The organism is Roseisolibacter agri (assembly GCF_030159095.1).
GTDB classification, from domain to species: Bacteria; Gemmatimonadota; Gemmatimonadetes; order Gemmatimonadales; family Gemmatimonadaceae; genus Roseisolibacter; species Roseisolibacter agri.
This window is the reverse complement of the sequence record NZ_BRXS01000001.1, coordinates 17,455-36,439: the sequence shown is the minus strand read 5'-3', so window position 1 is coordinate 36,439 and position 18,985 is coordinate 17,455. Positions and strand designations below refer to the sequence as shown.

21 protein-coding genes are annotated in these 18,985 nt (G+C 75.5%); 9 read left to right on the top strand and 12 right to left on the bottom strand.

What is annotated here, in order from left to right:
• Position 1: 1 nt before the first annotated feature.
• The 10 genes from rosag_RS00190 to rosag_RS00145 form a co-directional block, all read right to left on the bottom strand.
• Entirely contained in the window at positions 2-601 is a 600-nt protein-coding gene (locus rosag_RS00190; RefSeq protein WP_284347962.1) for a hypothetical protein, read from the bottom strand.
• 17 nt (positions 602-618) lie between these two features.
• On the bottom strand, positions 619-969 hold the full coding sequence (locus rosag_RS00185) for a hypothetical protein (RefSeq protein ID WP_284347961.1): 351 nt from the start codon (positions 967-969) through the stop codon (positions 619-621).
• Between the two features lie 5 nt (positions 970-974).
• A complete protein-coding gene (locus tag rosag_RS00180; protein ID WP_284347960.1) occupies positions 975-1,505 on the bottom strand; it encodes a hypothetical protein in 531 nt (176 codons plus the stop codon).
• A 45-nt stretch (positions 1,506-1,550) separates the two neighbouring features.
• Complete coding sequence (locus rosag_RS00175) at positions 1,551-2,477, bottom strand: phosphotransferase family protein (RefSeq protein WP_284347959.1); 927 nt, start codon at positions 2,475-2,477, stop codon at positions 1,551-1,553.
• 5 nt (positions 2,478-2,482) lie between these two features.
• Positions 2,483-2,881, bottom strand: a complete 399-nt coding sequence (locus rosag_RS00170; protein WP_284347958.1) for a hypothetical protein — start codon at positions 2,879-2,881, stop codon at positions 2,483-2,485.
• A 72-nt stretch (positions 2,882-2,953) separates the two neighbouring features.
• Positions 2,954-3,478: a hypothetical protein gene (locus rosag_RS00165; protein WP_284347957.1), complete on the bottom strand. Its 525-nt coding sequence runs from the start codon at positions 3,476-3,478 to the stop codon at positions 2,954-2,956.
• Between the two features lie 163 nt (positions 3,479-3,641).
• Complete coding sequence (locus rosag_RS00160; RefSeq protein WP_284347956.1) at positions 3,642-4,052, bottom strand: hypothetical protein; 411 nt, start codon at positions 4,050-4,052, stop codon at positions 3,642-3,644.
• A 139-nt stretch (positions 4,053-4,191) separates the two neighbouring features.
• Positions 4,192-4,533, bottom strand: a complete 342-nt coding sequence (locus tag rosag_RS00155; protein WP_284347955.1) for a hypothetical protein — start codon at positions 4,531-4,533, stop codon at positions 4,192-4,194.
• Entirely contained in the window at positions 4,530-5,030 is a 501-nt protein-coding gene (locus rosag_RS00150) for an RDD family protein (protein ID WP_284347954.1), read from the bottom strand. The genes rosag_RS00155 and rosag_RS00150 overlap by 4 nt, the downstream gene beginning before the upstream one ends.
• A gap of 40 nt (positions 5,031-5,070) precedes the next feature.
• Positions 5,071-6,363: an exo-beta-N-acetylmuramidase NamZ family protein gene (locus rosag_RS00145; RefSeq protein WP_284347953.1), complete on the bottom strand. Its 1,293-nt coding sequence runs from the start codon at positions 6,361-6,363 to the stop codon at positions 5,071-5,073.
• Positions 6,364-6,488: 125 nt separating this feature from the next.
• On the opposite strand from rosag_RS00145, the gene rosag_RS00140 reads away from it, so the two are divergent.
• From rosag_RS00140 to rosag_RS00115, 6 genes are all read left to right on the top strand, one after another.
• Positions 6,489-7,697 (top strand): alpha-hydroxy-acid oxidizing protein, encoded by a 1,209-nt coding sequence (locus rosag_RS00140; RefSeq protein WP_284347952.1) that lies wholly within the window; start codon positions 6,489-6,491, stop codon positions 7,695-7,697.
• A gap of 216 nt (positions 7,698-7,913) precedes the next feature.
• Positions 7,914-9,140 (top strand): beta propeller repeat protein, encoded by a 1,227-nt coding sequence (locus rosag_RS00135; RefSeq protein WP_284347951.1) that lies wholly within the window; start codon positions 7,914-7,916, stop codon positions 9,138-9,140.
• Between the two features lie 72 nt (positions 9,141-9,212).
• Positions 9,213-9,668 (top strand): SRPBCC family protein, encoded by a 456-nt coding sequence (locus rosag_RS00130; RefSeq protein ID WP_284347950.1) that lies wholly within the window; start codon positions 9,213-9,215, stop codon positions 9,666-9,668.
• 132 nt (positions 9,669-9,800) lie between these two features.
• Complete coding sequence (locus rosag_RS00125) at positions 9,801-12,959, top strand: BTAD domain-containing putative transcriptional regulator (RefSeq protein ID WP_284347949.1); 3,159 nt, start codon at positions 9,801-9,803, stop codon at positions 12,957-12,959.
• A 379-nt stretch (positions 12,960-13,338) separates the two neighbouring features.
• Entirely contained in the window at positions 13,339-14,004 is a 666-nt protein-coding gene (locus tag rosag_RS00120) for a hypothetical protein (protein ID WP_284347948.1), read from the top strand.
• Positions 14,005-14,011: 7 nt separating this feature from the next.
• Positions 14,012-14,551, top strand: a complete 540-nt coding sequence (locus rosag_RS00115) for a hypothetical protein (protein WP_284347947.1) — start codon at positions 14,012-14,014, stop codon at positions 14,549-14,551.
• A 194-nt stretch (positions 14,552-14,745) separates the two neighbouring features.
• Here the strand turns inward: rosag_RS00115 and rosag_RS00110 are convergent, their stop codons facing one another.
• Complete coding sequence (locus tag rosag_RS00110) at positions 14,746-15,972, bottom strand: NRAMP family divalent metal transporter (RefSeq protein WP_284347946.1); 1,227 nt, start codon at positions 15,970-15,972, stop codon at positions 14,746-14,748.
• Positions 15,969-16,550, bottom strand: coding sequence for a G/U mismatch-specific DNA glycosylase (gene mug, locus rosag_RS00105; RefSeq protein ID WP_284347945.1), 582 nt, complete (start codon positions 16,548-16,550; stop codon positions 15,969-15,971). Before mug ends, rosag_RS00110 begins: the two co-directional genes overlap by 4 nt.
• Positions 16,551-16,679: 129 nt before the next feature.
• On the opposite strand from mug, the gene rosag_RS00100 reads away from it, so the two are divergent.
• From rosag_RS00100 to rosag_RS00090, 3 genes are all read left to right on the top strand, one after another.
• Positions 16,680-17,003, top strand: a complete 324-nt coding sequence (locus rosag_RS00100) for a hypothetical protein (protein ID WP_284347944.1) — start codon at positions 16,680-16,682, stop codon at positions 17,001-17,003.
• Between the two features lie 64 nt (positions 17,004-17,067).
• Positions 17,068-17,760 carry a hypothetical protein gene (locus rosag_RS00095; protein WP_284347943.1) on the top strand — a complete coding sequence of 231 codons (693 nt, stop codon included), beginning with the start codon at positions 17,068-17,070 and terminating at the stop codon, positions 17,758-17,760.
• A gap of 5 nt (positions 17,761-17,765) precedes the next feature.
• Entirely contained in the window at positions 17,766-18,980 is a 1,215-nt protein-coding gene (locus rosag_RS00090; protein ID WP_284347942.1) for a sensor histidine kinase, read from the top strand.
• The last annotated feature ends 5 nt before the right edge of the window (positions 18,981-18,985 follow it).

Genomic DNA, 18,985 nt, shown 5'->3' with positions numbered 1-18,985 from the left:
GCTAGGCGACCGCGCCCGTCTTGCCGCCGACGTGCGCCCACAGCGCCCGCTCGACGAGCACGGGCGTCCAGTCGCTCCCCAGCTGCTCCGCGCGCCCGCGCAGCGCGGCCGCGTAGCGCGCGTAGTAGCCGAGCGTCCACGCGACCTTGCCCAGGTCGGGGACCTGCGCGGCGACCAGCTCGTCGAAGAACGGATACGTGGCCGGCGCGAAGGCGGCCGTGACGGCGGACGCGGTGGCCGGCCCCACGCCGTCGAGCTTCGCGAGCGCGGCGATCGGTGCGGTGGGATGCGGCACCTTCGCCAACGCGTCCGTGCTCGTCGCGACCACCGCGTCGGCGTCGTTCCCGCGCACGAGCACGAGGTTCGGCGCGCGCCACACGCCGCGCGCCATCTTCCACTCGGTGAGCCGCACCAGCTCGGGCAGCGTCAGGTGCGCCGGCGATCGCCCCGCGATGGCCGGCGGCAGCTCGTCGCGGTACCAGCGGTCCAGCTCCGGCAGCCGCGCCACGTCCTGCCGCGCGATCACGGCGTCGTGGCGCGCGAGCGCGGCGTGCCACGCGTCGGGCGCGGCGGCGGCCCAGAGGTCGGTCGTCGGCGGCATGTGGAGACGGGCGGCGGTCAGACGCGCGCGAGCTCGAGGATCTCCTGCCCCATCAGCACGCACTCGTTCGGCGTCTCGCGCAGCGGCGCATACAGGAAGCGCATGCGGTAGCGCGCGCGGTAGATGTAGCCCTGCACCTCCAGCACGTCGAGCAGCTGCGGCGGCGTGCCGCCGACCGGGTTGCGCACGGGCGCGAGCACGCGCACCGCACTGTCGATCGCGATGCGGTCGTCGGGCCCGCGGTGCAGCGCGAGCAGGCGCGCCGCGTGCGATCGCGCATCGGCGGCGCAGCGGTGCGGCGCGCGCGGCTGCGCGAACGCGGTCGATGCGGTTGCGGCGAGCAGCAGCGCGAGCGCGGCGTGTCGCACGCGCGTCACTCGACCCGCAGCATCGCCAGGCGCGGCGTCTGGCGCCCGCGGCGGTGCGGCGCGATGTCGCTGAACGACCAGTAGAGGTCCGCCGTCAGCAGCGGCCCGCGCGTCGTGACGCCGAGGCCCTGCGCGTGCTCGGCGCGCAGCGTGACGCGCCGCGTCGCGCCGGCGCGCAGCACGCTGTCGCGCGTCACCACGCGCACCGTCGGCGTGTAGCCCGCGTCCTTCATCGCCAGGTGGAAGCGCGCCCACATGTCGACGTGGCGCAGCGTGCTGTCGGTCGCGTTGCGGACGTCGAAGGTGATGGTCGGGTAGCGGCCGCCGCTGCCGTGCACGTTCGTGACCTCGAGGATCGGCCGCGGCGTCGAGCGGTCCGCGAGGTCGACGCCGGTGCGCCGCTTCACCTCGTCACGCAGGCGGCCCTGGTAGACCCACGATGGCAGCATCCCGGCGCGATGCGCGAGGATCCCGCCGCCCAGGAGCAGCGCCCAGACGACGGACCAGACGGTGGTGCGGTTGCTCCTCGAGCGCATGGACGTGCGTGTGTCTCCGTGAGGGGTGCGGGGCCGGCGTCCAGGCTACGCCCCGCGCGCCGGCGGGGCAAGCACGTCGTCCAGCGCGCCCGCGATCGCCGCGAGCCCCTGCTGCACCGCCGCGCGCCGCCGGGCCGCGTGGTGGCCGAGCGTCCACGCGAGCGCCTCCAGCAGGCCCCACGCGCGCACGCGCGGCGCGAGGACGGCCGGACGTCCGTGCGGATAGCGCCGCAGCACCGCGTCCAGCATCTCCTCGCCGTGGTCCTCGCGCAGGAAGATCAGGTCGCGCGCGGGATCGCCGATCGCGAGGTCGCCGAAGTCGAGGATGCCCGTGATGCGCCCGCTCGCCGGATCGTGCAGCACGTGGTCGGGCGAGAGGTCGCGGTGCAGCACGACCGACGCCGCGTCGTCCTCGTCCCGCGCCCACGCCGCGAGCGTCGCGTCCAGCCGCTCGCGCACGTCCGCCGCGAGCAGCGCGTGCAGCCCGCGCCCCGACGCCTCGCGCAGCCGGCGCGCGTACGCGGCGCGCGTCAGCACCGGCAGCCCGCACCGCCGTACCACCGCGACGGGCAGCTCGTGCAGCGCGGCGAGGAAGCCCGCGAGCTCCGCGGCCGCCCGCTCGCGCTTCGCGGCGCGCAGCCGCAGCCAGCGCCCGCGCGTGAGCACGACGCCCGTGACCTCGTCGTGCACGCTGAACGCGCACCGGTCGCCGGGCCGCGCGAAGGTCGGCCGCGGGACGGCGACGGGCAGCTGGTCCGCGATGCGCGCCATCGTGCACGCCTCGCGCTGCAGCGCGTCGGCCGCCTCGCTGCTGCGCGCCACGCGCACGACGGTCGCGCCGCAGCGGAACGCGAGGCTGTGGTCGCCCTGCCCGATGGGCTCGAGCGCGGCGTCGGCGGGTACGTGCGGGCGCACGCGCGCCGCGGCGTCCGCGTACGTGCGCGGCCAGCGCGCGTCCGTGATCGCGTCCACCGCGCTCAGCGCACCACCAGGATCGCGCTGCCGGTGACCTGCGGCGGGAGCGAGCGCGACTCGGGTCCGCGCACCCACACCTTCACCTCGCGGCCCACCGTGAGGTCCGCCGGGCGCGCGGCGCGGCCGTCGGCCCAGAGCAGCAGCGAGTCGGGATCGACGCGCACCAGCGCCGCCGGCTGCCGCGACGTGCCGTCGGTCGTGCTCCGCGCGCGCACCAGCACCGCGACCGCGCCCTGCGGGCTCACCGACCGCTCGGCGATCGCACCCGAGACGTACGGCGTGTCGCTGCGCACCGCGAGCGCGAACGGCAGCATCTCGGCCTCCGGCGGCGTGGCGGAGGACCGGCAGGCGGTGAGCAGGAGGGCGGCGCCGAGCAGCCGCGCCGCGAGGGGACGTCGCATCGATCGGTCTCCGACGGAGGGGTCACCGGGCAGTACCCGCGACGGCGGGCCCCCGGTCACCATCGACGCTGCTCAGCGGTAGCGGCGGATGAGCCGCGTGGTGGGCTCGCCGGCGCGGGCCGCTCCGGGACACGCGGTCGCGTCCACCCCGTCCTCGCGCGGCACGCGCTCCCACCCGCTCGGCGTCCGCTGGTCCGCGCAGACCTCCAGCTCCGTGCCGCGCGGCCAGCCCGTGTGGCGCGTCAGCACCATGCTCGTGGCCATGCTGTCGGCGCCCGTGCGCGCGGGGCACTGCGAGTCCTCGACGTATGCGACGGCCACCCAGCCGCGCGGCACGCCGCTCGTGCGGCACATGCGGCGCTCCGCCGCGTAGCGCGTCCCCGATGCGGGACCGGGCAGGTCGCCGCGCGGCGTCTCGGGCCCCCGCGGGTCGGCCGGCGGGCCGCCGGTCTGCCGCGGCGGCATCCCCGGCCGCGTGCGCGTGATCGGGTCGTCCGTGACGCGGCCGCCGACGCCGGCGACGCGCACGGCGCCGCAGGCCGTCGCGCCGACCAGCGCGACGAGGACGAGGAACGACGCGGAGGGACGACGCGGCATGGCAGAGGCTCGCTCGGGAGTTGGACGGCACGACGATGCGCGACGCGGGGCGCTCTCCGCAATCCGGGCGCCCGCGCGGCGCTTCCCTGCGATCGCCATCGCGCGGGCGCGGATCGTCCACGCGATTGGACGCGGCGCGTCCGGGGCGGGAGACACGTCGCGGTCAGGCCGCCACGAACGCGACGCCCGCGCTCACCACGGTGCCGACGGCCACGAGGAACCCGAGCCGCCAGGCATGGCCGAACAGTGACGGGCCATGCAGCTCGCCCGGCGGCAGGCGACCCTCCCGTTGCAGCTGCCGCCGCTGCGCCGCCGCCCTGAAGCCGACCGCCACGTACATCAGCAGGCTCGCGGTCATGAAGCCGACGAGCGCCGCCGCGAGGCGTGCACCGTACGGCAGCGCGCCGTAGCGCGCCAGCAGCAGCGCGAGCGCGCCGAGCAGCGCGGCGTACACGGGATAGATGAGCGGGCCGCGGCGGCTGTAGGTGACGGTGAGGGCGAGCCCCACGCCGCCGAACAGGCCGACGACGATGGCGCGTGAGAGCGCGGGATTCGCGAGCACGGCGTCGAGCATGCGAGGCCTCCTCGTGCGAGCGTCGACCGGTGCACGGCCGGGCGTGCCGCCTCGCACGCCCTCCCGCCAAGCTACGGCGCCTCGGGCAGCGGCGTGAGGGACGCGGCGCGCGGCCGGGGGTCGGCAGCGGAGACGTCCGTCATGCAGGCCGCAGGAGCACGCGTCCGACGCCGTACGCGAGCGCGCCGGCCGCGAGCCCCGAGCCGGCGACGGGCAGCCACCAGCCCGATCGACGCGGCATCGCGGTCAGCGCGCGCGCTGCGCCGGTCGCGATCTCGCAGCGCGCGGGCTCCGTCAGGTAGCGGCCGCCCGCGTCGAGGCAGGCGTCGATGAGCACCGAGACGTGGACGCTGCGCGCCGCGATCGCGCCGACGAACACGGCGATGAACAGGCGCGCGGAGCGGCGCACGCGCCCGGCGCGGCCGGCGGGCCGGGTCACGCCCATCGCGATCGGCGAGGCTCGCGTGTGGGACTCGCTCACCCCATGCGCCGCCGCTCGTACTCCTCCACGCGCACCACCTGCGTGTCCGCCACCCGGTCGCCGAGGCGCCGCCCCTCGGGGTGGAACACCGCCGTCGCCGGCTCGACGAGCGGGCCCACGAGCGGGATCACGCACAGCCCGTCCCAGATCAGCTTCCGCACCGTCGACTGCCACATCGAGCACGGCAGGTCCGTCGGCAGGTGCACGACCATCAGGTCGAGCGCCCGCTTGCCCCAGCTCTGGCCCTCGTCCAGCCCGTCCTTCGCGTGCGTGTACCAGAGCGCCCACACGAGCGCCGCGAGGAACCCGAGGAGGAGCGACGCCGACAGCGCGCCTTCGTCGGCGTTCGCGGCGCGCCAGGCGAACCAGCCGCCGAGCAGCAGCAGCCCCGCGAACGCGATCAGGCCGTCGAGCAGGCTGGCCGCGAAGCGGCGGCCGAGCGGCGCCTTCTGGTAGGGCGACGACATCGGCGTGCGGTCGAGCGTCGAGTGCGTCATGCGCGGAGGGGTCGGGGGTTCGGATCGGGACGTCGGGGACTCACCGGTACAGCCAGTACGGCCGCGTCGCGTCCTGGAAGCGGCGCGACTCGTCGGCGAAGGCGCGCAGCAGCGCGGTCACCGCCGCGTCGCTCGTCGTCACCGCGGTGCGCAGCCGCGTGTCGCCCGCCAGCCGGTCCATGTGCGCCTCGCGCCACACGAGCTCCTGCGGATGGCGCGCCGCGATCTCGCGCAGCATCCACGCGCCCACCTCCACCGGGACGACGCGCTCGCGGTCGGTCACGTGCACCTGCACCACCGGGATCGTCAGCCCGCCGTGCTTCTGCCCCGCGGCGACCGTCTTGGACGTCGAGTCGAAGCGCACGCCGGGGAGGTTGCGCGCGTTGAGCGCGGCGGCGATCGCGCCCGCGTCGGTCAGCCACGGCGCGCCCGCGACGCGGAACGGCGCGTCGGTGCCGCGCCCCTCGCTCAGGTTCGTGCCCTCGAAGAAGACGGTGCCCGTGTAGATGATGGTCGCCTCGAGGTCGCGGAGGTTCGGCGACGGGTTGACCCACGGCAGGCCGGTCGCGTCCCACCACTGCGCGCGCGTGTAGTGGCGCATCGGAACGACGGTCACTGACGGCAGCGCGATCTGCTTCGTGCCCTGCAGGTAGCGCAGCAGCTCGCCCGGCGTCAGGCCGTAGCGCAGCGCGACCGGGAACTGCCCGACGAACGAGCGATACTTCGGGTCGAGCATCCCGCCGTCGACCCGGTCGGCGCGCACGGGATCCGGGCGGTCGAGCACGATGAACGGCTTGTTCGCCGAGTCGGCCGACAGCGCCATCGTCCACACGTAGGTGTAGACGCGCGCGCCGACGTCCTGGATGTCGTACACGAGCACGTCGACGTCGCGCAGCATCGAGTCCGACGGCGTGTTGCGCTGGCCGTAGAGCGAGTAGATCGGGATCCCGGTCGCGCTGTCGCGCGTGGTGGCGATCTTCGCGCCCGCGTCGGCGGCGCCGCGGATGCCGTGCTCCGGCGCGAACAGCGCCACGAGCTTCACGCCCGGCGCACGGTACAGCAGGTCGATGGTGCTGGTGCCCGCGCGGTCGCGCCCCGAATGGTTGGTGATGAGCCCCACGCGCTTGCCGCGCAGCAGGTGCAGCGAGTCGCGGAGCAGCACCTCGACGCCGGGGACGACGCCCTGCTGCAGCGCGCCCTCGACGGTGGCGGAGGCAGGGTCCTTCTGCACGCGCGGCGCGGCCTGCGCACCGGCGGTGGTCGCGGCAGCGACGGTGAGGAACGCGACCGCCGCGGCGGCGCGCGCGATCGAGGGAGCGAGTGGCGAGCGCATGACGGAGACTTCGGGGAGGACGGCGCCACGTTGACGGAGCGGCCGCCGCGCGCCAACGTGGCGCGCCGCCGACAAAGATGCAGCACGCGCGGCCCGAACCGCGAGAGCCTGCGACTCCACGCCCCATGTCCGCGCCTTCCGATCTCCTCGCCGCCGGTGCGATGCCCCACGTGCCTCACGGCCTCGCGATGCAGCTGCAGGCCTACGATCCCGCGCGCGCGGCCGAGCCGCTGCCGCCGGTGTCGCCCGAGGAGTGGGAGCGACGCGCGCGCGAGGTGCTGGCCGATGGGCCGTTCGGCTACGTCGCGGGCGGCGCGGGCGCCGAGGACACGATGCGCGCCAACCGCGCGGCGTTCGCGCGCCGTTCCCTCGTGCCACGCATGCTGCGCGACGTCTCGCGCCGCGACCTCGGCGTCGAGCTCCTCGGCCACCGGCTTCCCGCGCCGGTCGTGCTCGCGCCCATCGGCGTGCTCGGCATCCTCCACGCGGAGGGCGAGCTGGCGCCCGCGCGCGCCGCGGCCGCGGAGGGCGTGCCCTTCGTGCTCAGCACCGTCAGCTCGGTGCCGATGGAGCAGGTCGCGGCGGCGATGGACGGCGTGCGCGCGGGCGCGCCGCGCTGGTTCCAGCTCTATCCCGCGCGAAGCCGCGACGTGATGGCGAGCCTCGTCGCGCGCGCCGAGCGTGCGGGCTACACGGCCGTCGTCGTCACGCTCGACACGACGATGCTCGGCTGGCGCGAGACGGACCTGCGCAACCGCTACCTCCCGTTCCTGCAGGGACAGGGCCTCGCGAACTACCTGAGCGATCCGGCGTTCCGCGCGCTGCTCCCCGTCCCGCCCGAGCAGGACCCGCGCGCCGCGGTGCAGGCGTTCCTCGGCACGTACGTGCATCCGGGCTTCTCGTGGGACGACCTGGCGTTCGTGCGCGCGAGCACGCGGCTGCCGCTGCTGCTGAAGGGGATCCTGCATCCGGACGACGCGCGGCGCGCGCTGGACGCGGGCGTGGACGGCGTGATCGTCAGCAACCACGGCGGACGGCAGGTGGACGGCGCGATCGGCGCGCTCGACGCGCTGCCGGCGGTCGTGGAGGCGGTGGGCACGCGTGCGCCGGTGCTGATGGACTCCGGCATCCGCCGCGGCGCCGACGTGCTGAAGGCGCTCGCCCTCGGGGCCCGCGCGGTGGGCTTCGGGCGGCCGTACGCGTACGCGCTGGCCGCCGCGGGCGAGGCGGGCGTGCGGCACGCGCTGCGGTGCCTGCTGGCGGACCTCGATCTCGCGCTGGGACTGTGCGGGCAGGCGTCCGTCGCCGACGTGGACGCGTCGCTGCTCGCGTAGCGCCGGACCCGAACTGCATGAGACAGGATTAGACGGATTCGACGGACAAGGGCCGGATTACGCTCCGCGTGGTGCAGGGGCCGTCGCCGCCACGCGGGAAGTAATCCGGCTCTTGTCCGTTCAATCCGTTGTAATCCTGTCTAGAGCAGTTCGCCGTTGAGGGTCCGGCGCGTCAGTAGATTGCCGTCGCATCGCCCCACCATCAGCCGCGTCCCCATGTCGATCCCGTCGCTCCGTCCCCTCGTCGCGCTCGCGACGCTCGGCGCACTTGCCGCCTGCCGCCGCGCCCCCGAGCCGGCCGTCGCCGCGGGCCCGTTCTGGAGCGCGCAGCCGTCGGCTACCGCGGCCGCGCGCGGCGCGTCGCTGCGCGGCGTGCGCGCGGTGAGCGAGCAGGTCGCGTGGGCCAGCGGCAGCCGCGGCACGGTGCTCCGCACGACCGACGGCGGCACGACGTGGACGCGCCACGCGGTGCCCGGCGCCGACTCGCTCGACTTCCGCTCCGTGTGGGCGTTCGACTCGCTCGCCGCCGTCGTCGCGAGCGCCGGCGACGCGGCCGAGGGGCAGGCGCGCATCTATCGCACGTCCGATGGCGGGCGCACGTGGACGCTCGCGCACCGCGACTCGACGAAGGGGATCTTCTACGACGCGATCGCGTTCTGGGACGCGCAGCGCGGCCTGATCCTCAGCGATCCGGTGGACGGCCGCTTCGTCACCCTCGTGACCGACGACGGAGGACGCAGCTGGCGGCGCACGCCGCGCGACGGGATGCCCGACGCGCGCGAGGGCGAGGCCGCGTTCGCGGCCGGCAACGCGGCGCTCGCGGTCGCGGGGCGCACGCACGCGTGGTTCGCGACCGGCGGCCCGCGCGGCGCGCGCGTGTACCGCACCGAGACGGGCGGTGCGCGCTGGGACGCGACGCCCGCGCCCGTGCAGCCCGCGAGCGCCAGCGCGGGCCTGTTCGCCGTCGCGTTCCGCGCGCCCGACGTCGGCGTGGCCACGGGCGGCGACTACTCCGCCGCGCGCACCGGCACGCGCCAGTTCGCGCGCACCACCGACGGCGGCCGCACCTGGCAGCCCGCCGACGCCGCGAGCGGTGCGCCCGGCTACTGGTCCGGCCTCGCCTTCGTGCCCGGCGCGCGCTCGGCGACGCTCGTCGCGGTCGGCCTCGCGGGCACCGCGCTGTCGCGCGACGACGGGCGGACGTGGGCGGTGGTGGATACCGTTGGCCTGCACGCGGTCAGCATCGCGTCGGGGCGCGGCGTGGGCGGTGGGGCCGCGGGGGCTGGTCCTGAAGACCGCCTCGATCGTAGGACGGTGAGGCGGAGGACGGAACGGCGGAAGACGATGCAGCGTGAGACGATACGGCGGACCCTCAGGCTTGAAGCTTCAAGCTCGAAGGGTCCGCTTCATCGTCCTCCGCCGTTCCGTCCTCCGCCCTTCTAAGCAGGTGGTTAAGCGCGCGCGCCGAGCTTCGAGTCCATCCCCGCCACACCTCCCTCCCGCCGCGCCCGCGCCGTGTTCGCCGTCGAGACCACGCTCGTCCTCCCCCAGTCCGCCCCGACGATCTTCGCGGTCGCCAGCGCGCTCGCCCAGGCGCCGCGGTGGCGCGCCGGCGTCATGGCGGTCGCGGAGGCGGCCACCGTGCCCGCCGAGGGGGCCGTGCTCGCCTTCCGCGCGCTCGGCGGCCGCCACGCCCTCGCCACGCGCGTCCTCGCGTGCGAGCCGCCGCGCCACGTCTCCTGGCGCAGCCGCTGCGCCGCCTTCGTGCTCGACGTCGCGCTGTCGCTGGAGGACGCCCGCGAGGGGACGCGCGTGACCTACCACTGCGGCCTCTCGCTCACCGGCGACGACGTGCTGCCCAGTGGGCACGCGACCGCGCTCCGCCGCCTCCTCGTGCGCCGCGCGCCGCGCGACCTGGAGCGCCTGAGCGGGTTGGTCGCCGACCTCGCGCCGGTGGCCGTCACGGTCTGAAGGGTTCTGCAGGCGACGCCCCGCCCGACGGTTTCACGACGGCGCGCGCCTCGCCAGATTGCGGGCGCGCGACGCCGGGCGACGCGCCCCGGGCGGCACGGGCCGCCGGGCCCCCTGTGCCACCGCCCCGTCGTGTCGTCCCTCCTGAGCGCCGCCGAAGCCGCGCCCACGGCGCCCGCCCTGCCCACCAACGTCCCGCGCGCCCTCTCGACCTTCGTCGGACGCGCGCGCGAGCAGCGCGACCTGCGCGAGGCCATTGCTCGCGGGCGCCTCGTCACCATCACGGGACCCGGCGGCTCGGGGAAGACGCGCCTCGCGCGCGAGCTGGCCGACGCGCTCGCCCACGGCGCCGACGACGCGGCCGCGCGCTTCGCCGACGGCGTCTGGTGGGTGGACCTCGCGCCGCTCGCCGACGGCACCGACGTCGCGCCCGCGATCGCCGCCGTGCTGCAGGTCAACGCCGCGCCCGGCCGCGACCTCCTGACCGTGCTGGCGGGCGCACTGCAGGCGCGCCGCACGCTGCTCGTCCTCGACAACTGCGAGCACGTCGTCGACGCCTGCGCCGCCGCCGTCGAGGCGCTGCTGCGCGCCGCGCCGGGCCTCACCGTGCTCGCCACCAGCCGCGAGGCGCTGGCCGTCGAGGGCGAGGTGGCGTGGCTCGCGCCGCCGCTCGCGCACCCGGGGCTCGCCACGCTCGCCGCGGTCGCGCGCGCCCAGGGCGGCCTGACCGCCGCCTCGCTGGCCGAGTACGACGCGGTGCGCCTGTTCGTGGACCGCGCGAAGGCGACGCTGCCCACCTTCGCGCTCACCGACCGCAACGCCGCCGCCGTCGCCGACATCTGTGCGCGGCTCGACGGCCTGCCGCTGGCCCTGGAGCTGGCCGCCGCGTCCGTGGGCACGCTCGGCGTCGAGGTGCTGGCGGAGCGCCTGGACGACGCGTTCACCGTGCTCACGCGCGGGCGCCGCACCGCGCCGTCGCGCCAGCGCACGCTGCGCGCGCTGCTCGACTGGAGCTACGCCCTGCTCGGCGACGACGAGCGGCGGCTCCTGCGCCGCCTGTCGGTGTTCCGCGCCGGCTTCACGCTGGAGGCGGTCGAGGCGGTGTGCGGCGAGGACGAGTTCGAGCCCGACGAGGAGGATCCCGCCGCGCTGCTCGTCACCGGCACGCACTCGATCGCCGTCGTGCGCCTGGTCGCGGCGCTCGGCCGGCTCGTGGAGCTGTCGCTGCTGGACGTGCGCGAGGAGGGCGGCGAGGTGCGCTACCGCCTGCTCGAGACCGTGCGGCAGTACGGCGCGGCCCTGCTGCGCGGCACCGACGACGCGCCGCTCGTGCGCGCGCGCCACGCGCGCTGGGTGGCGCGCCTCGCGATGGCCGTCGAGCCGACGTTCTGGAGCCCCGCGCGCGGCACCACCGTCGAGCGCCTGCGCCTCGACCTCGACGACATTCGGGCGGCGCTGGCATGGAGCACCGGCCCGCACGGCGACGTCGGCACCGCGCTCCGCATCGCGGGCGCGCTGGCGTGGTTCTTCATCTCGGCCGGCATCCCGTGGGAGGAGGCGCGCGGCTGGACCGCGCAGGTGCTCGCCGCGGTCGACCGCGAGGGGATCCCCGACGCCGAGCGCCCGCTGGCGGAGCGCGCGTGGCTCGGCGCGTTCTTCTACGGGAGCTCGGGGCTCGCCTACTTCGCGGGCGAGCCCGATCGCATGCTGGCCGACGTCGCGCGCGCGCTCGCCGTCTGGGAGACCGTCGCGCGCGAGCCGGGGCTCGCGCCCGTGCGCCGCGTGCAGCTCGGGCGCGGCCGCACGATCATGCGGCAGATCGCGGGGCTCGCGCACGGCATGCAGGGCGACCTGCCCGCGGCGATCCGCGAGATGGACGCGTCGGTCGCGATCGCCGAGGCGATGGACGAGCCGTGGCTGGCGGCCGTGATGCGCATGCGCCGCGCGCTGATCTGCGTGCGCGGCGGCGCGCTGCCGCAGGCGGCGGCCGACTACACCGCGGCGCGCGCGGCGCTCATCGCCGTCGGCGAGCGCTGGTTCCTCTCGCTCTGCGTGCAGGGGATGGCCGAGACGGAGCTCGCGCTCGGCGACCTCGCGGCGGCGGTGCGCCACGCGCGCGAGAGCGCGGCGGTGCTGCGCGACGAGCCCGATCTCTGGTTCCTCTCGCGGTCGCTCGACACGCTCGCCATCATCGCCGCCGCGACGTGCCCCGACGGCGCGCTGCCACGGGCGCGCGCGACGACGGCGGCGCGCCTGCTGGGCGCGGCCACGGGGCTGCGCGCGCGCTGCGGCGCGACGGTCATCGGCCACGACCGCGAGCGCCACACGGAGGTCGTGCGGGTCGTGCGCGCGTCGCTGTCTCCCGAGGCGTACGACGCGGCCGTCGCGGCGGGCGAGGCGCTCTCGATCGACGACGCGTTCGCGCTCGCGGCGCAGGCGGACGTGCTGGACGACGGCGCGCTCGCGACGCCGGCGCCCGGCGCCACGCAGTACTCGATCGCGCGCCCGCCCGCGAGCACCACCGCCGCGCCGGCGCTCGCGGTGCGCGTGCTCGGCCCGCTGGCGATCGCGCGCGACGGCGAGCCGCTGCCGCCCGACGCGCTGCCCACGGGCAAGGCGCGCGAGCTGCTGCTCTTCCTGCTGCTGGTGCCGCGCGCGAGCAAGGAGCAGATCGGCCTCGCGCTCTGGCCCGACGCGTCGGCCGCGCAGGTGCGCAACAACTTCCACGTCACGCTCCACCACCTGCGCCGCGCGCTCGGCGACCGGCGGTGGATCGTGTTCGACGAGGAGGGCTACCGGCTGGAGCGCGCGCCGTCGCCCGACGCGCGGCTGGACGCGGACGTGGACGACGTGCTGGCGACCGCGGACGCGCTGCGCCGCGCCGCGCGCCGGCAGTCGCCGCTGGCGCCCGACGCGCTGGACGCCGCGCGCGCGGCGCTCACGCGCCCACAGGGCGAGCTGGCCGAGGGCGTGGCCGCGGGCGACTGGCTGCTGGAGCACCAGGACCGCGTGCGCGCCGCGTGGGCCGACGCGATGCACGCGCTCGCGCAGCAGCTGGCCACCGCCGGCCGCCACGACGACGCGGCCGAGACGCTGGAGGCGCTGCTGGCGCGCGATCCGCTGCGCGAGGCCGCGCACCGCGACCTGATGCGCGCCCACGCGGCACGCGGCGAGGGGGCGCGCGCACTCCGCCACTACGACGCCCTGACGGCGCTGCTGAAGCGCGAGGTGGGGGCGGCGCCGGCGCGCGAGACGGCGGCGCTGGCGGCGTCGATCCGGCAAGCCCACTGAGGCAGGCGGAGGACGGAGAAGCGGAGGACGATACGGCGGAAACCGATAAAGCGTGAAACGGAACGGCGGATCCTTCGGGCTTGATGCTTCGAGCCAAGAGGTCCGCCTTCTCGTCTCACGCCCTTCCGTCCTCCGCCTCTCCGTTCTCCGCCGTCTCGTCCTCCGCATTCGGGTTCGAGGGCATTAAGCAGGGGGCTAAGCGAGGAGCCCGATCCTCATGGGGTCCCGCCCGGGTCACCCGACCCACGCGGCCTGACGACGGCGGGTGAAACCTTTGTCACCGCCCGCCGTTCGGACGGACCGTCCCCGCTGGAGCGCGCCGGCATCCCGTGCGCCGCGCCGCGGGGCGCTCCGCCCCACTCCGACACCGAGGCCCCCCATGCGCTCCATCTTCCGCCGCCTGCCGCTCGCCGCCGCGCTCACCGCCGTCGTCGTGATGCCCGCCACGCTGCTCGCGCAGCTGCCCGCGTCCGACCCCAGCGCCGGGATGGCGCCGTCCAGCCGTCCCATCCGCCTCGGCTTCGGCGGGGGCGTCATCGTCCCGCGCGAGGGCGCCTCGATGCGGGAGCTGAAGCAGGGCGTGCAGGGCCAGGGCTTCGTCGTCGTCAAGCTGCCCGCGGGGCTGCCGGCGCTGCGCGCCAACGTCGACTTCGCGCGCATGCGCCTGCAGTCGCCGGTCGTGCCGGCGCCGTCGCTCGGCTACACGCCGCCGGCGAGCCAGCTCCCGACCGAGGAGACGGTGCGCACGATGCTCGCCGGCGTGGCGAGCCTGAAGTTCGACCTGCTGCGCGGTCCGGTGCGCCCGTACGTGCTCGCCGGCGTCGGCGCGTTCCACTTCAAGGACGAGGAGCAGGCGGGCCTCTCCAGCGACGCGGCCAAGCAGCTCGACTTCGGCATGGAGGGCGGCGCGGGCCTCTCGATCAAGCTCGGCCCGATCGACGCGTTCGCCGAGACGCGCCTGCAGAACGTGTACACGAAGCAGAAGGGGCTGATCGACACGAAGACGATCCGCGCCTTCCCCGTCACGTTCGGCATCACCCTCTGAGCCACCGATGAAGCACCGTCTCATCCTCGGCGCGGCGATCGCCGCCGCCATCGCCCTCGCGGTCGCGCCGCTCGCGCTCACCGCGCAGTCGTCGCCCGCCGCGCGCCGCACCGCGGCCGGCCTCTCCGGCTACACGCTGTCGATGGCCGACCTGCGGAAGTTCGGCGTGACCATGCAGGAGATCGGGGCCGCCATCAGGGCCAACCCGCAGCTCGAGCAGCGCTTCACCAGCACGATGGACGAGTCGGTCGAGCAGATCGCGACGCGCCTGGGCGGCGTGGCGCAGTTCCGGCCGGCGTTCGCGAAGTCGGGCATGACGCCGCGCCAGTTCGCGGTCACGCAGTTCACCCTCCTCGGCGCCGGCATGGCGGTGGGGATGCCGAAGGGCGCGAAGTCGCCCGAGCAGCTCGTGAAGGCGATGGGGATCGATCCCGCGAACGTCGCCTTCATGCGCCAGCACGGCGCCGAGGTGCAGGCGCTGTTCAGGCAGATGCGCGCGTCGTCGGACGAGGGCGGGGACGACGAGAAGGCGGAGCCCGCGCGCTGAGCCGAGCGTCGTCGCGCCGGACCCGAACTTCAACAGCAGCAAGGATAAGATCGGACAAGATCTGATAACGACGGATGGCTCCGTGTGGCGGCGAGACACCTCGCACTCCACCGGAGCCATCCGTCGTTATCAGATCTGTTCAGATCTTCATCCTTGCTAATGCCGTTCGCAGTTCAGGTCCGGCGCGCCGTAGATCAGCCCAGCAGCTGCCAGATCGTCCGCACGCTCAGCGCCGCCATCGCGGCCGCGGTGATCGCGCCGACGGCCGTCAGCCACGCCGGATGCCGGTACGCGCCGACGATCGCCGGGCGTCGCGCCGCGACCACCATCGTCGCCAGCGCGAGCGGCAGGATGCAGCCGTTCACCGCGCCCGCCAGCACCAGCACGCGCACCGGACGCCCAACGAGCAGGAAGATCGCCGTCGACACGACGATGAACGCGACGATCGCCGTGCGCGCGTTGCGCTCGACGGGCTTCGCGATCGCGCGCAGGAACGACACCGTCGTGTAGGCCGAGCCGACGACCGACGTGATCGCGGCCGCCCACATCAGCAGGCCGAAGAGCCGCATCCCCACCGCGCCCGCCGCGAAGCGGAACACCTCGGCCGGCGGATTCGTCGTGCCGAGCGTCGCGCCGCGCGCCACCACGCCGAGCGCCGCGAGGAAGAGCGCGACGCGCACCGCCGAGGCGAGCAGGATCCCGCTCGACGCCGCCCGCGTGGCGCGCGGCACCGCGTCCACGCCCACGACGCCCGCGTCCAGCAAGCGGTGCGCGCCCGCGAAGGTGATGTAGCCGCCGACGGTGCCACCGACGATCGTCACGATCGCCAGCGCGTCCACGCGCGTCGGCAGCACCGTGCGCACCACCGCCTCGGCCAGGGGCGGCTGCGCGCGCACCACCACGAACGCCAGCAGCGCCAGCATCACGAGGCCGAGGAACGCGCTGAAGCGGTCCATCGCGCGGCCCGCGCGCGGCACCAGGAAGAGCGCGACCGCCATCGCCGCGCTGAGCGTCGCGCCGACGGGCGTGGGGATGTCGAGCAGCGCCTCGAGCCCCAATCCCGCGCCGGCCACGTTGCCGACGTTGAACGCGAGGCCGCCGAAGCTCACCGCGAGCGCGAGCGCGACGCCGAGGCCCGGCAGCACCGCGTCGGCGACGACGGGCGCGGGGCGCGCGGCGGCCACCAGCACGCGCCACACCGTCATCTGCGCCGCGAGGTCCAGCAGCACCGACACGAGGATCGCGAAGCCGAAGCTCGCGCCCAGCTGCGCCGTGAACAGCGCCGTCTGCGTGAGGAAGCCCGGCCCGACGGCCGACGTGGCCATCAGGAACGCGGCGCCCACCAGCGCGCCGCGCACGTCGCGCGCGCTCGACGCGGACGACGGCGGTGCGGATACGGGAGCGGTCGCGGGAGCGCTCATGCGTGTGCGGCCTCGTGCAGCGCGCGGAACAGCCGCGCCAGGTCGTCCTTCTGGTAGTTCGCGTTCAGCCCACTCGGATTCGGCAGCACCCACACGCGCGCGTCGCCCATGCGCTCCGGCTGCTCGCCGAGCGTGGCCTTCGGGTGCGCGAACGCGGTGCGATACGCGCCGACGCCGAGCACCGCGAGGATGCGCGGACGGAAGCGCGCGACCTTCTCGGCTAGCACGCGTCCGCCCTCGACGAACTCCTGCGGCGCCAGCTCGGCCGCCGTCGCGGTGGCGCGCGCGACGACGTTCGTCACGCCGTAGCCGAGCGGCAGCAGCAGGCGCTCCTCGGCCGGCTGCAGGCGGCGGTCGGTGAAGCCCGCGGCGTGCAGCGTGGGCCAGAAGCGGTTGCCCGGTCCCGCGAAGTGGTGGCCGCTCCAGGCGGTGTAGAGGCCCGGATTGATCCCGCAGAAGAGGACGCGCAGGTCGGGGCCGATGACGTCAGGTACCGTACGGTCGACGGCGGCCAGCAGCTCGGCGCGCGTGGGACGGCGCGCGGACGTCGGCGCGGTCCGATTGGAGGGCGTGGGCACGGCGGGGATTTACCGGCCGGCGCACGCCTCGTCTACCGGCCGGGACCGAACGGCGCGATAGTGTGGCCGTCGGATGGGCGCGACGCGGCGTCCGTCCCACACTTCCCGACCCATCGCACAGGCACGACCATGGGCACGCCACTGCCGCCGCGGGATCACAGAATCTCGAAGTCCGAGGCCGTCAAGAAGACCAAGAAGTACAAGGAGAAGAAGGAGAAGAAGGACCGCTTCCCGACGCTCGCCTTCCACGCCGAGGCGTACAAACGCATCTTGGACCAGCCCGGGTGCGTGGGCATCCGTGCCTATCCCGGCGAGGAGGAGACCGGGGCGGTGACGATGATCCTCGTGGGCGTCGATGCTGACGGGAACGACATGGTGGACGGCGCGCTCGAGCAGCAGCCGATCGGCTGCCCCGATGTCTGCTCCGATCCGAACGAGTTGAACACCGAGTGACGCCGACGCCGGCGCCGGGGTGCCGGCCACGTCGCTCGTGGCCGGTCCCCCTACGTCCCGCCGCATGCCCGCTCTCCGCATCTCCTGGCCCAGCTACCTGGTCACCGTCGCGACGGGGCTTCCGCTCCTCGGCGCGTGGAGCGCGCGGCGCCTGACGTGGCGCGACCCCGTGGGGCAGGTGGGGCTCGTGTGGGGCGCGCAGTTCCTGCTCAGCGTCGCACAGATGGCCTTTGCCCTCACGGGGCACATCCCGTACGTGAAGTGGGGCAGCGCGGCCGCGGCGCTGCTCGCGCCGCTGCTGCTCGTTCCGTTGCTGACGTGGATGGGGCCGCGCGCCACGCGCTGGCGTACGCCACTGCTCGCGCTGTTCGCCGTCGCCGGCATCGTCGCGATGTTCGCCCTGGGTCCGGGGCGTCAGCTGACGCTGCTGTACCTCACGTCGACGCAGCTGGTGCTGGCCATCCTCGCGCTGGGCATGCTCGTCGCGCAGGCTGGCCGCGCGGGCGATCCGCAGGGCGTGCCCCCGGAGCCGGGATGGGTGTGGATCGGCGGTGGGCACCTCGTCTACTTCCTGGCCACGGTCGTCAGCCGGCCGCTGATCGAGTTCCTCATTCCGCTGCTCGGCCGCGAGCCGGCGCGCGACGTCTCGATGGGCCTCCTGCTCGTCTACTCGGTGGCGCTGGCGGGGATCAGCTGGGGGCAGTGGAAGGGGCGTCGCGACGCGGCGTCTCCGTCGGCGTCGCGCGCCGCGGCCTGATCACCATGCAGACGGACACGGTCCCCAGCGTCATCCCGCCGCTCGACTACGCACCGACCCTGCTCACCTGGTCGCTGCTGGCCGGCGGCGTGGTGATCGGCGCCGGCATCGCGCTCGCGGCCTGGTGGGGCGTGCGCAACGCGCGTCACGCCCGCGTGCTGGCCGCTGCCGGTGGACAGCTGGTGGTGCTGCGTGCCCCCGACGGCACCTGCGAGTCGATGGCCGTGCCCGCGCGCATGGCGACGCTCTTCGTCACCGCGCCGCAGGCCGGCAATCCGCTGCCGCCATGGCGCCCCGAGATGGCCGAGGCGATGGAGCGGCTGGCCGAGCGCGCGCGCACCACGGACGCGGACGCGATGGCCGTCGAGTGCAACGCCGCCGGCTTCCGCCTGCGCCTCGTGGGCCTGCGGGCGGGCGACGGCACGAGCCTCATCGTCAGCGTGGCCGAAGCGGGCCCCGACGCGGCGCGCGTGAACCGGCTCGAGGCGGCGGCGCTGCTGAGCGGCGGCCTCGCGCACGACCTGCGCAACATCCTCAACACGCTCGTGCTGCACGCCGAGGTGGGGACGGACCACGCGACGAACCCGCAGCGCGTGACGTCGCACCTCGACCGCATGCGCCTGGGCGCGATGCGCGCGGCCGACCTGGTGGGGCTGCTGCGCCGCCACCTGCGCGACGAGCAGCCGCCCGACCACCCGACGCCGGTGGTGATGGCCGACGCGGTGCGCGAGGTCGTGGAGCTGCTGCGCCCCGGCTTCCCGCGCAAGCTCGTGGTGGACACCGACGACCTGTCGCCCGACGCGATCGTGCTCGCGCCCGATCCGGTGCAGGTGCACCAGCTGGTGCTGAACCTCGTGCTGAACGCGGCGCAGGTGCTGGAGAAGCATCCCGCGCCGCGGCTGCGCGTCGAGGTGGCGGTGGACGAGGAGGCCGAGGGCGCCGCGACGGCCGTGCTGGTGGTCGAGGACAACGGCCCCGGCATGCCGCCCGAGGTGCGCGCGCGCTGCTTCGAGCCCTACTTCACGACCAAGGCGCTGCAGTCCGGCACGGGGCTCGGCCTGGCGGTGGTGCGCACGATCGCCACCGACGTGCTGCACGGCTCCGTGCGCGCGAGCGAGTCGGACACGGGCGGCGCGCGCTTCGAGGTCCGCGTGCCGTGCGCGCCCCGCCCCGCCGCGCTCCCGGCGTCCGACGGCGACGTCCCCCTACTCCACGCCTGACCCGA